This window comes from Paenibacillus sp. LjRoot153 (genome assembly GCF_964253085.1).
Taxonomy (GTDB): Bacteria; Bacillota; Bacilli; order Paenibacillales; family NBRC-103111; genus Paenibacillus_E.
In genome coordinates, this window is record NZ_CAXUQH020000002.1 from 186421 (window position 1) to 199639 (window position 13219).

The 13219-nt window shown below is 36.5% G+C and carries 11 protein-coding genes; 8 read left to right on the forward strand and 3 right to left on the reverse strand.

Features of this window, described 5'->3' with window-relative positions:
* The first annotated feature begins 16 nt into the window (after nucleotides 1-16).
* The 5 genes from ACSQ8P_RS36210 to ACSQ8P_RS36230 all read left to right on the forward strand — a co-directional run bounded on the left by ACSQ8P_RS36210 (nucleotide 17) and on the right by ACSQ8P_RS36230 (nucleotide 4665).
* On the forward strand, nucleotides 17-1156 hold the full coding sequence (locus tag ACSQ8P_RS36210; RefSeq protein ID WP_436239822.1) for a hypothetical protein: 1140 nt from the start codon (nucleotides 17-19) through the stop codon (nucleotides 1154-1156).
* A gap of 934 nt (nucleotides 1157-2090) precedes the next feature.
* Nucleotides 2091-2534 (forward strand): hypothetical protein, encoded by a 444-nt coding sequence (locus tag ACSQ8P_RS36215; RefSeq protein ID WP_436239823.1) that lies wholly within the window; start codon nucleotides 2091-2093, stop codon nucleotides 2532-2534.
* On the forward strand, nucleotides 2524-2826 hold the full coding sequence (locus tag ACSQ8P_RS36220) for a hypothetical protein (protein ID WP_436239824.1): 303 nt from the start codon (nucleotides 2524-2526) through the stop codon (nucleotides 2824-2826). The genes ACSQ8P_RS36215 and ACSQ8P_RS36220 overlap by 11 nt, the downstream gene beginning before the upstream one ends.
* A gap of 895 nt (nucleotides 2827-3721) precedes the next feature.
* Nucleotides 3722-4030 (forward strand): hypothetical protein, encoded by a 309-nt coding sequence (locus ACSQ8P_RS36225; RefSeq protein ID WP_436239825.1) that lies wholly within the window; start codon nucleotides 3722-3724, stop codon nucleotides 4028-4030.
* Between the two features lie 494 nt (nucleotides 4031-4524).
* Nucleotides 4525-4665 carry a hypothetical protein gene (locus tag ACSQ8P_RS36230; RefSeq protein ID WP_436239826.1) on the forward strand — a complete coding sequence of 47 codons (141 nt, stop codon included), beginning with the start codon at nucleotides 4525-4527 and terminating at the stop codon, nucleotides 4663-4665.
* A 143-nt stretch (nucleotides 4666-4808) separates the two neighbouring features.
* On the opposite strand, the gene ACSQ8P_RS36235 is transcribed toward ACSQ8P_RS36230, so the two are convergent.
* The 3 genes from ACSQ8P_RS36235 to ACSQ8P_RS36245 all read right to left on the reverse strand — a co-directional run bounded on the left by ACSQ8P_RS36235 (nucleotide 4809) and on the right by ACSQ8P_RS36245 (nucleotide 8123).
* Complete coding sequence (locus ACSQ8P_RS36235; RefSeq protein ID WP_436239827.1) at nucleotides 4809-5246, reverse strand: hypothetical protein; 438 nt, start codon at nucleotides 5244-5246, stop codon at nucleotides 4809-4811.
* Between the two features lie 592 nt (nucleotides 5247-5838).
* Nucleotides 5839-6993: a DNA sulfur modification protein DndB gene (locus ACSQ8P_RS36240; protein ID WP_436239828.1), complete on the reverse strand. Its 1155-nt coding sequence runs from the start codon at nucleotides 6991-6993 to the stop codon at nucleotides 5839-5841.
* Between the two features lie 2 nt (nucleotides 6994-6995).
* The gene (locus ACSQ8P_RS36245; protein WP_436239829.1) at nucleotides 6996-8123 is read right to left on the reverse strand and encodes a DNA sulfur modification protein DndB; all 1128 of its coding nucleotides are present in this window, start codon (nucleotides 8121-8123) and stop codon (nucleotides 6996-6998) included.
* Nucleotides 8124-8809: 686 nt separating this feature from the next.
* Between ACSQ8P_RS36245 and ACSQ8P_RS36250 the strand changes: the two genes are divergently transcribed.
* The 3 genes from ACSQ8P_RS36250 to ACSQ8P_RS36260 all read left to right on the forward strand — a co-directional run bounded on the left by ACSQ8P_RS36250 (nucleotide 8810) and on the right by ACSQ8P_RS36260 (nucleotide 13080).
* Complete coding sequence (locus ACSQ8P_RS36250) at nucleotides 8810-11239, forward strand: PAS domain S-box protein (RefSeq protein ID WP_436239830.1); 2430 nt, start codon at nucleotides 8810-8812, stop codon at nucleotides 11237-11239.
* Nucleotides 11220-11867: a response regulator gene (locus ACSQ8P_RS36255; RefSeq protein WP_436239831.1), complete on the forward strand. Its 648-nt coding sequence runs from the start codon at nucleotides 11220-11222 to the stop codon at nucleotides 11865-11867. Before ACSQ8P_RS36250 ends, ACSQ8P_RS36255 begins: the two co-directional genes overlap by 20 nt.
* Nucleotides 11868-12471: 604 nt before the next feature.
* Complete coding sequence (locus tag ACSQ8P_RS36260) at nucleotides 12472-13080, forward strand: DL-endopeptidase inhibitor IseA family protein (RefSeq protein ID WP_436239832.1); 609 nt, start codon at nucleotides 12472-12474, stop codon at nucleotides 13078-13080.
* Nucleotides 13081-13219: the final 139 nt, after the last annotated feature.

The following is a 13219-nucleotide window of genomic DNA, read 5'->3' on the forward strand; positions in this document are numbered from 1 at the left end:
AGATAGTAGTAAAATTATGTATAACAAGTATGTACAGGGTGTTCACTATTACAAATATACAACTACCACCGTAAGCCGAGCTGGATTTACCGTTCCCTTGTACGTATTCGGAGATGTTCCAGATTCCATAAAAAAAGAGAGGGGAATTGCAGAAGTAGAAAAACAAAAAAAATTAGATAACGCATTATCAATTGCAAATGCAGCTGAGAAACGTTTTAGTTCTGCAAATGAAAGTTTATACAGTGCTAGAACCAGTTTAGAAAGATATATGACAGAGAATTATGAATCGAAAATAAGCGAAAATTCAAAAAGTATTGAGTTATATGTTGATTATCAGTCGGTAGTTTGGGAGATTGGTAGACTTTTGAGTTTATCAATACGTTCGCAGATAGATGATTTGTTCAAAAGAACAATTGAAGTAGCTAAGTCTACAAACAGCAGGCAAGATCTAATTACTGCTGGCATCAATCTATTGAATTTGGTTGATACATATAACACTCAAAGCATGGATTGGCGAGTTGAATACTACAAAAATATCGCAGAAATTGATCCATACATATTATTAAATCATATTGAATCTGATAATCAGAAATATTACACTGCAGTTGCCTTATTAAAACTACAATTAAAGGACAAGGCTGCACATCTTGCAAATGAGATAATGAATGGAAATGATAAAGATTTAGCTAATAAAGCTAGGTCATTATTAACTGAAATTGTAGGTCCCTTTGAACTTGTTTCCTCTACATGGGAATTGATAGAGATAGAGTCTGGTTATCGCACTTTTCATGGCGAACTTGATTTAACCTTGACATTTAACAAACCAATAACTTTTCCCGAGGAAATAGATATTTGGCGATTAAACAAAGATCGATCCAAGGAGATTGACGTGGTAAGTAAGATAATGAACCAAACTGATCAAATTGCTAGATTAGATAATATATGGACTGAGGCTCAAATTTCAACTGCAGATGACACTAAATTTTCAAGTTTTAATGAAGTCTATTCTAGTGGTGTAAAGTCCGATTCTTGGAAAATAAAATTCAATTTAGACCTGGATTACTTGCTTCGTGAAACCGATCGGATAGGTGTTAATATCATGGATAAAAAAAATGAAATTAACATTTTCGTTGCAGAACCAACCTATCAGAAATAAGGAGATATCACAAAAAAAAAACAACTCCCCCCATTTACTCATTGCTCACTACAATTATCGAATTATTGCATTACATTAATTGAAATAAGGATATATAAAACATTACACTAACGGAAACAATAAGGTCAATAGAAGAGAAAATCCAAATTTAGAAACGGCTGCTGCAAATTATGAGCGGCTTTTTCTTTTTTCTTGTAAAGATGGAAGTAACAGTACTTCCTTAGCATTGACACATGTCGAATGGAGAGATTTGAATGGATGCCGGTCGATATTGTAAAGACATTGCTCCATCAAAAGGATATAGAGGTAACATCATACTATTCAGCTCCAACAGCACAGCAAGTTTCGGAATACATAAACTGGCTTCATGAAAACTGGATCTCTTTCGTCGATATTCAAAAGGGCATTCTTAGATGTCCTGGAGAGCTTAAAGAGGGATTTAGGAAATTACCAAAAAAATAGTTGGAACATTATCAAAAGTGGTCGGAAAGGTCGACTAATTTGGCGTTTATTTATAGAGTAATTTTATTTTGAGGATGAAGTGGGCATCGCCAGCATACCAGACTAAGAATATTCCTCTTTAAATGAAGTCACACAAATGAAGGAGGAGAAGAAGCGGGAGTTTTAATCCAACTATAAACTTCGCTATTACGAAGACATGCTTCATGGCATTGAGGGACTCACACTTTTGCTCGATGTCTTTAAATACTGAAATTTTGATACTAGGTTTGGTTATAACTCTCATTGTAAAGTTGAAGGAATCTCCAAAGATTTTAAGGTTCTAATTATATTATTGATTTTTCGTATCTAGGACAAACGATGTTATAAGATAAAAAATTAGTAAATCAAAATTATGTTGAAAGCAATGAGAATTATAAAGTTAATAAATTTAATAAAAATAATAAAATGAATAAAACTATTAAATTTTTTTGACATGATCATTATAGACACACACCCTAATGAAAATTCTGATATCGTTAATTACTCAATAGCAGCTTCAGATTATTGTGTAATTCCTTTGGAGATAGATTTAGATGCTCAACTTGCTGCTAAGAGGTGTGTAGAAATAATAACTGACTACCAAGATGCTGGTTACAGAGTGGATTATGGTTTAGTATGGAATAAAGTTGAGATTACAAAAGGTAAAGCAAAATTACAATTGGAACGTATGAAGAAGGAATTGATCCAGTATGGTATAGACCAACACAAATTAATTGGAGAAATCCGCTATTCAACCACAGTTTCAACTTCAAAAAATGAAGGCATTATGTTGAATCGAATAGATAATAAGTATACTAAGAACGTTATGAATGATATTAGGGTCGTAAGCAATCGAATATTTAGTAAAATAAAGGGGGAAGTAATGCTTGAAAGCTAAAGGAATTAACTTTTCCCAACTTGATGACTTAGATAATAAAATACAAATAGAGGTAACGGATCTAGATAAAAAATCTAGACGAAATGTACTCAATAAATATGTCAGTGAAGAAGAAATTAAGAAAACCAAAAAAACAAAAAAAGCTAAACCGGTCTGTTTCTCAATTCCTTCTGAATTAGATAGAAAAATAGATGAATATTGTGAAATTAAATATATGAAGAAGTCCACTTTCGCCGTCCTGGCACTCGAAGAATTTCTAAAGAAGAAGTTGTCTGAAGAAAGTGGTATATAAGGATTGAAGATCTTAAAAACAACAACAATGATTTATATGAATATTAATTTTAATACTAATAATATGTTTGTTAAAATTAATAAACTTAATAAAAATCATAACATTAATAAATTAGAAGCAGATTCATAAACTAATCTGTGGCTACCAATAATTAAATGAATTATATATTTAGTAATTTTTTATTAATATTAATTCTAATAATTCATGTGTAAAAATCCTTCTAGAATCTGTATGGTCTTGGAAAAATGTTATACTTATAAGGAAATTACAGAGAAGATATGATTAATTTAAATTTTTATTTATAAAAATAGGTTGTCTCTAAAGCCATGAATTTGGCGGGGCAACCTCTTTTTTCGATTTTATAAAACAAATGAAACCGTCCCTTAGAAAAGTGGAAGTGCACCCCCCCGTCTCGATTAATGATAGTAGTTGCTTTTGAGACGCCATTTTATAAAAGCGTTTATTTAAGGCGAATACTTTGGAACAAAAAAATGATTATGTATTGTCACAAAAGCCTCTTCTCATACAGTTTACAGTTATGATACCAATTGATAAAAGTTGATTTAGTACATTCCAGCCTTGAAATCTATCAGACTAATCCTATGATGTAGCAGAAATGAGGATCTCAGTGAATTTCACGATTGATGGAGGAAGCTCCTTACATGGTAAGCGTATTGAAGCACTGCCTCAATGATGCACTATGATAAAGGCGCAGGGGGGACTATTAATTCAGTCTAAAAACCATTATTAATGTACAAAAAAAATTATCATTTTTGTGATAATTATTAAAGATATCAAAACTATGAATATTATTATTATTAATAATTTTAACAATATTAATTAGCTTAATTTGAAGACTTTGAGAGTGATGTTATTGAACACAGTTAGACCGTTTATGACAAGTGAGAGTCAAATCACCTTCAAATATACAGGAAATTACGGAACATGCGGTGGTGTAGCTCTGAATATGTTTCAAACAGGAAAGAAACTGTCCCTAGCTTTTGAAATTGCTCAGGGAGAAGTGTTGAGTGAATCCAATTCACATACTACCTATAAAGCGAAAACTGAGGTTATGCCCGGAGCGGTCGTCACCGTAATAGTTACAAGTCTAAAAGGACAATCGACCTGCTATGTCGTCATGCGAATAGACGCTTCTCATGAAGACAGTCGGAACTTATCAAGTGGCAGGAACAAGCAAGTGTAAGATTGAAAAGGCTCGGTATAAATGGCCAATTGAATGTTATGGTGCAAGGTTATGTAAATAGGCAGAAACAGTCTGGTCAAGAGAGCTCCATAGCGCTGGTAAATACCATAGTTTTAGCTTTTAAAGGCAAAACCATAAAGCTACAAGGACCAGTACACGGTAAGTGTTTCACTAGCTTCTGGAGAGTTCCAATCTTCTATTAAGAGTGGTAACCAAATGGTGATTCAGCAGTCGCGTTACATCAAGCGCCTACGACTGGCATGTTGCGACTATCCGTAGGTACTCCAATCATACAATAGAATATTGATAAATAAAGAATAAAGGAGCGAGCAGCTAAAGCTGCTCGCTCCTTTATTCTATTTTCTTTGAGATTCGGTGAGCTCAATATTAATAAGCTATCTCATGTTTAATAGATTAATAGATTGGTTATAATGAGTAACAAATACAACTAAATAACAAATACATAGGAAAGTAAGTAAGGAGGTGATCTTAACATGTCAAAGAAAGCCAATCAAAAGAAACCAATTCTTACATCCAATAACCCCGTTATTATTAAAAATCGCTATTGTTTCCTGAAGTGGGCAAAAACAGGTAATAAACGGTATTTGAATGTAATCCAAGGAATGGGAATATGATAACTAATTTTAGGCTCACGTTAATGACGAATCGGAACAATTCCTCGAGGTACAGCCGTATATTGATCTGGAAGGTACACTTTAGTTAATGCTGTGAGTGCTGTCGGAGAAATTAGCGAGTATTTTATGAATAAGAAGAATTGCTAAAAAAATTCTTTGAAGAAATTGCTCAAGGCACGATTGAAACCAGATTTTTGAGTCGTTTTCCTATTTCTCGTTTTCTTTTTTGTTTGTAACTTTTTTCTTATCGGTTTAATAGTTTCATTTGAGGTTGTTGTTTTAACTTTTTGTTTCTTATTGTCTTTTACATTCTGCTGGATATTATACTCCCAACTAAGCACACCGTTTTGAAGCGTTTTTCTATTTAAATATCCAGCCTTTTCAAGCTCAGTAAGTCCTAACTTAATTGAACGTTCACTATCTATTTGGCTCATTTTCTTTAGGATTTCCATTGTTAGTTCCATTTCTGCATATGAGAAAATTATATTGAAAAAGAGCCCTTTAGCTTTAAATGAAATCTGATTGTCATTTAATAAGGCACTTACTAAATGTTGAATTTCATTATCCTCCTTTTCGCTCATTCACTCATCCTCCTATAATTACTTATATTCTATTTTGGTTAGAGGTTTTTTGTATGGTATAAAGAATATCTATTATACCATTATCTTTAGATCATAAAGTAATTCTTCAATTTGGTTTTCATATAACGCTAATATCCAGTATTGTTCCAGACAAAATTATGGGAATTCTTGCTGAATATTACGGATTAATTATCAAGTAAAAAAATTATAACTTTAATAAAAATAATAATTTTAACAAAAATAATAATTAAAAAATCGCTTTTGATACATAAGTTGATAAATTATTAAACGATATACAGATTAACATATTTATACTACTCCAATCAGTCATGATATGTTAAGAAAATTAAAGATTACATGATACAAACAAATATTGTTAACCTGGTACTTAGATTTTAGCAAGTAAGAGGAGCTAAGGTGAGAAATAATCTCTAAAGTAAATAGCCACGAAAATGCATTTATTTCTGTTTTCAATAACCAAAATTTAGTGAGGAAAGCAGAGTCTTTGAGAAATACTTTTGTAATATTCTTACTATGGAACAACAATAATAAAACAAGCCAGTTCCGATTATGTCGAGACTGGCTTGTTTTATTAATTCATCACCGTTACTTGCCGATTAGTAAAATGATCTACAAGAATAGAATGCTTCCGTAAGGACTTCTCATGAATCAAATTGATTTTACCATTATCCTGTTTGCCAAATAATTCGATCAACTCAAAATTTTCATGTGACCAATTGTAATCTTCAAAAACTACCATGCATTGAAGCCAATCCTGTTGATAAATACCATCCTTAAATAAATGTCCATGCGCATATAAGGCGATACTTTCTTGTACCACTCTGCCAGATGAGATATATTGCGGGAGACCTGGTTGTTCTGGCATGAATGGAAGCAGCGCTGTGAAGAACTGATGTAAGATCTCAATATATGTAGATGGATCATTGCGAATAGATCTAGTAAGTTCAAAGGAACTTTGCATTTTACCTCTAAATAACATCGTAGTAATCGAATACAGCCAACTAAAAGAGGTGAAATTTTTGTTAAAGGAGGTTAAATTTCCTCGCCGCTCAACTCCTGCTGCCTTTAAATAAATATTATTACTTACAACTTGTTGAATGATTAAGTTAATAGGATCAATGGAGTCAAAAGCATGACCCAGCTCTTTACTAACCAACTGCACTTTGGAATTTATGTCTCCAAATAACTGGCATTCTTGTTCCTCAGATAAACCAATATAAATTTGCGTAGCCAAGCTACTCTCCATTAACTCCAAACGCCTTTGTTCCAGCTGATTAATGCTACCTTCAGTCTGTATAGTTTCCTCATTTAGCTCTATATCGTTTGGAAAACGTCGTTTCTTAACTTTCAATAATGCTAATTTTTTTTCTAAAGAACGTACTTCTTTCTGGATTTGTTCGTTAACAAAACTTAGTGCTAATATACGATGTTGACCATCGAGAACACTTAATTTTGAACCAGGCATCAATATAAGACCTTTCTCATCCTTAGTCAATTGATTGACTTCACGTAAAGAGAGAGCTACTGGCCCAAAGAAGATACGATCAAGTTCACGTTCTTGTAGATATGCAGCAATTTTCTTACGCTGCAAAGCATTTAACTTTCGTTGTACTAAGGGATCAATCACGATATAATTCAGCAAATCCTGAACCTGTATGGCAATCGTTGCTAAACCAAATTTCTCGCGAACCGGGTGGATAGCCATGTTTAGACGCAAACCGTTCATGTTTACTCAGCCTCCAAATCATGGATATTGATATGATTTTCTTCATAATAGTCGCGGAAGAATTGTAATGCTTTCATAATACGTGTACGCCGTGGCAGTCTGCTACTTTCATCTCCAGAATAAATTCCATCCCACTCGATATGTGGTAGTATCTTAACCGCATGCTCTAGTGCATAACGGTTGAATTGGCCTGTCTTCGTAGCTTGCCCATGCAAAAAGATTGCAAGTGATATTTGTATATTTTCTGTCCAACATTGATGCTTCCGATCCGGTTCAGGTAACACACGCATTAGCGCTTCTAAATAAGCTAAAGCTAGAGAATAATGGTGGTCCAAATCTTTTTCCGTAAAATGATATAAATTTCCTCTGGCAAGAGATTTCATTCGCCCTTCAAACAATCCTACTAATATCTCGATTAATAGGTGATACGTCATAATGTACTCGGGTGCTCTACCTCGCTCAGAAAATAAATCCACTGAGATTTGACTTATAGAAGGTGCTTGGGACAATTTAGTGGCTAGAACATGATAGAAGCGGCGTTGTTCTCGCAGTACTGCTAAATTCCCACCAATTTTTCGGGGGAGTTTATTAATATCAGAGAAAAGTTGTCTTTCTTGCTTCGCATCTATATCGAGGTAGATTAAGACTGATATTGGGAAATTAAATAAATCGCCTAATTTGAGCGAGATTTCTTCCATTTTCTCATATTCACGTTGATCTTTGGCACTTGCCATTGAACTTTGAAGAAGTTCGGCTAGACGCTTAAATGCAGCAATTCGATGCTGTCCATCGACTACGTATAATTTTTCAATGGCCTGAAGATTGTATGTTTTACTTTTTTTATCATACAAACCTGCACCTCGAGCTGAAAGTACGATACCAGGAAAATAGATGCCTTGTTGGTTGTCTAAAAAAAGTGAAATATAATCCATTAATTTTGATAAATTCTGTGGAACGATTGCACGCTGTACTTCTAAATCTATCTCGTATATAGAAAATAGCTTACTCATTGTGAGTGTAGTTACGAGAGTGTCATGACCAAATGCCCTAGATACCATTCCTGGAATCTCTACGAATGTTGTTTCTTTTTGCTCTGAAAAAAGCTGTGATAATGAATATACTGGATTCACACTTTTCCCCCTTAATTTATTATTTAAATTCATATTAACACGATTGGGCTGAATATATTAGCATATATTGGAGGGAAAAATTTCACATTAAAAGTGTTCAAATATTACCGGAGCAAAATTAATTTTAGGACGTGGAAAGCCTTTTTTATAAATTGTTACAAATTATGAAGAGCTATTTCTAAATAATGAAGCTCTTACAATGTATTTTAATTGTGAACTCTAAAACATAAAAGAATAGTATGAAATTAGTAAAGTTAATAAAAATAATAAAATTAATAATATCATTAGTTTTAATAAAAATATTAAAATTTATAATAACAGATTAATGAATTAAGATATTCAGTAGAGGAATCCTAACAAATTTAAATATTTTCTTATGTTGTTTTCTTTTTCGTGGAATTTAATTTATGCATTTCATTCGTGAAACGGTCAGGTGCAATTCTGCAACAATTCTCTCAAAATGACTTGAAGCGGCAAAACTAGCTCGCAAATAATGGAACTTTAATCTAGTTGTGGTGGGAATAATGTCCTGTCACTTTTTTATTTTCGAAAATCAAGAAATGATTAATGGGAATTTGCGGGGGCATGCTATTTTTTTGCGCGATTAGTCATGCAGGATTATGTATAATAATCTTAAAGGAAATCCCTTGGTTTAGACATCCTTACTACTAGGAGAAATCAAATGTATGAATCAATTTCAAGCTATTAAAGGCGCTGAGCAGTTGCTTAAGAACATGTCAGTTCCAATATTTTTCCTTGATCTAAATGATCAAATCATATGGGCGAACAACAAGTTTAAGAAATTATTTGGAAACGCATCGGAATATAAGCTGACATCTCTATATGGCGATTTTGAAGAAGAAAAGACCCCTATCTATAACGATGTTAATGAAACAATTGCATTTAGTGTGATGTTGAAATATAAACCCCTCGCACAATCAGATGAGATATACCGAATCATAGCGGAAAATACAATAGATACGATTGTTCTGGTAGATAATGAAGCTATTGTTCACTATGTCTCTCCTTCAATAAAGTCGCTGGTTGGGTACGATGTTGAAGATTACGTCGGGATGGACGCATTCAATGGCATTCATCCCGAAGACAGGGATCGTGTGCGCCGATTGCATGCTGAGGCTGTCCGAACGAAGTTGTCGGTGCAATTGGGGTATCGGGTCGTACACGCGCAAGGTCATACGGTTCATATTGAGGCCCGGGTAAAGACAGTTTTGGACAGCGAGGGTTATGTTAAATATGTTGTGGCTGTTGCCAGAGACGTGACCGAGCGGAAACAGACGGAGAAGTTGCTGGAGAATATATTGGATAATGTGAACGCCGGAGTGATGTCGACCGACAAAGATTTTTCCCGTTTGACGTTCTGTTCGGACAGCATCGGGAAGATGTTTGCTATGTCCAAAACGGATATAATAGCAAGCCCCATCCTTATGCATAGACATATGCACCCGGACGATGACGCTGCCCTTATGCATGAGGTGAAGCATCAACTAGATATGGGAATCCCTGTCGTCAAAACATTTCGATTGCTGCACGGTGAAGAAACCAAATGGATTAAAATGACGATACATCCATATTTGGATTATACGGGAGCAGTCGAGCGGCTTGACGCCATTTTGATGGATGTTACCGACAAGAAGCGTTCCGAGCTGGCGCTCGAAGAAAGCGAGCAAAGGTACAAGTCTTTGTTTGAAAACAACCTGGACGGGGTATTTTCCATTGATTTGAACGAATTTTATTTTGTGAATGCCAATCGATCTTTTGAAACCATAACCGGCATTCAATTCGACAATTTGTACGATCGTTGCTTTATGGGATTAATTATGGATGAGGATCACGAGTTGGTGTATGAAGCGCTATTCCATGTCATTCAACAGCAAGAATCGAGAGATATGGAGTGCCGGATCATGAAGTCCATGCAGGGAGAGAAAATTGTAAGTATCACGTTCGTACCCATATTTCTTTCCGATCAATTAAATGGTATCCATGGTATCGTAAAGGACATTACGGAACGGAAAAGAGAAGAGAGAGAGCTGATTCAAAGCGAAGAACGGTATAAAGCCCTCCAGCAGAGTTTGAATCGCTTCTCTAATGACCTCGCCAACGTCATGAAGGTATCGGAACTCGAGAACAGGCTCATAGACGAGGTAAAGGCAGTACTGCATATCACTAATGTATCCATTGAAGAAGTGCCCTGGGGACAGGAACACGATATCATCAGCAGGGGGGGCATCTGGATCAAAATCGGCGAGAAGCAGCAACCGGTCTATTTGTGGATAAACATGGACATTCCAATGCTTAAGATCGAGGAAGAATGGATTGAAACAGCTGTTCATTATGTCACCATTCTGTACGATAACCTTCACTTGATTGAAGATTTGATGAGACGCCTTGAGGATATGGTAGCGAAAAATGAAACGCCCAAATGGATGTTACGATTGCTGTTTAATTTATCAGAGAAGGAGAGGTCCTCTCTTTCCAGCGATTTGCATGATTCGGTGCTGCAAGATTTGATTATTTGGTACCGCAAGCTTGAATCGTTGCGTTCCTCCGTAGCATTCGCTAAGGAAACCCATCTTGTGCTTAAGCAAATTGAAGAGGGACTTCTGGATGCCATTCATCAGATTCGCATAACTTGCAATGAGCTACGTCCTCCATTCCTTCTTAAAATGGGGCTCGTGGATTCATTAAAAAGTCTTTTCTCGTATACGCGAATGTTTTCCAACTATGAGATTGAATTTTCGGCAGAACAATTGGGATATAAATTAACGGAGGAACAAATTCTTGGGGTTTATCGGATTGTTCAAGAATTGCTGAACAATGCAACCAAGCACTCCCAAGCAAATAAGGTGGCCATGGTACTGACGAGCGAGAAAGGGAAAATTCGTTTTTCCTATTCGGACGATGGCATCGGAATGGATTTATCTGTTTTTGAGGGTTCATTTCAAAATATGGGCATTGCAGGAATTGAAAAGAGGGTTCTGAGCTTGGAAGGGGATGTGGAATTGAAATCCGCCCCGCAGCAAGGGTTTCACGTCACGATTTCTCTTCCGACAACTACACAACTTAAAGGTGAGCGCTATGGAAATCTTATTGGTTGACGATCATAGATCGGTCGTCGAAGGAACAAAGATGCTGATCGAATCCGAACCGGATATGAAAGTTACGATTGAGACAGATGTTTATTGTGTGACAGATTTGGTACGCCTGAAGAAGTTCGACGTGATGCTTTTAGATTTATACATGCCGAATACCAACGGTGCTGATTTGACACGTAAATTGCTTGAATACGTTCCAAATGCGGTCATACTTATTTATTCAGGATTTGATATAGCACCGCATTTTAATTTGCTCATGGATTCCGGCGTTTCCGGCTTCATTGCCAAAACTTCCACGCGAGAACAGTTGATTCAAGCCATACGTTGTGCAGCGAGGAAGGAGGCTATGATTCCGATGCAATTACTCAAACAACTAAGGCGTCAGGAAATTGTGGTGCTTGGAGATTCGGAAAGTGAAAAAACGACAATTACTCCCGATGAAGAAAAACTGTTAAGGGAATTGGCGAAAGGGAGAAGCAATAAGGAGATTTCCAAAACACTGATGATCAGCCAACGCTCATTGGAGTATAGTCTAACCGAAGTTTTCCAAAAGCTTCGTGTAAGTTCGCGGGTTGAAGTCATCAAAAAAGCCAAGAGCTTAGGTATACTGCCAGCGGAAGATTTGTATTAACCAGTGTGAAAGGACGGGAGAAACCGGCTTTTTTCTTTTGTTAAAAAAACAATTTGCGTGCAGTCATAAAATAATTGCGCTGGCGAGTTCATCTTTTAGCGTTGCCATTTCATGTTCTAGTTTACTATTGCCTCATTCCGATCAAATGTAGCAAACCTAAGGCAAATGAGATCGTGGAAGGGAGTGAATTGTAATTAGTCGAACCGGCGGTCGGCAAAGAACAATGATGAGGTGAAATATGCAGACTACTGCATTAGGTCTTTTATATTCTCCGATATGGCTCGCATTTGGTTTTATCTATGTAAACGGATCTGCCAAAGGAGCTGGCCAAACCAGCAGGAAGGGCACTTATTGGAGCAGGATATTTGCAGCTGGAGCAGTTCGCCAAGCTCAATAAATCCGAAGTCTTGCAGTTACATAGGATGGGTCCCAAAACAATGGAACAATCCGTCGTGTCCTCGCCGACAAAAATTTATCGTTTGCTGACGAGGTGCGCAATAATAACGAATGATATTTTCAGATAATATTGGTCCATTTGTAATCATCTTCAACTTCTATACGTTATAACAAGAGACAGCAAAAATATAAATGTGGAGTGATGCGGATGACGAGGATGAGCTGGAAATCGTTCGAAAGCGGGATTATCGTAGGCTCGGTGGTGTTCTCAACTGCTTCTAACGCAGCTCCGAAGGCCTTAAAGCTCATTGTGAATGGGTCGGAATTGCACATGGGGGTTCCTGCACAAATTATTGATGGGAATACAATGATTCCAGCAAGAGCGTTGGCCGAGGCGTTGGGGGCGCTCGTAACCTGGGATTCCGAAGACCAAGCCGTCATTGTGGAAAGTAATCCGTTTAGTAATCAAAATGAAATGGATGCCAGGAGGGTCGTTCAATTGGCAGGCTTCGCGAAGAAGCATTACTGGACAATGAGCATCGGCGGTAAGCAGCATCCTGAAGGCGTAGCGGAATCGTTCACTGTTCAGGGAAAACAACAGGATTACCGCTGGCTAGGAACCGATTTGGATAGGAAGGCAAAGCTTACCTCTTATCTTGAAGGAGTGTTTGCTCCTGAGCGCGTGGCTTCGTTCTTGGATATGCTAATCAAGACCGACGGTCTCGTCGAGATTAATGGAAAGCTAGCACAGGTAAACGCCGACGGCGGCTCACTAATGGAGTGGGATAACGCCAAGGCAGTCGGTTCTATACGCTAGTCTGAGGATATGTGCAACCTATGATTCATATTCCACCACCAAAAAAGTTTTGGTGGTTTTTGATTTTTTCATCAACATTCCATTGTATCGTTTTTCTTTGTCAAATATAAGTTAAACAAATTGCGTGGTCTCCGCAAAA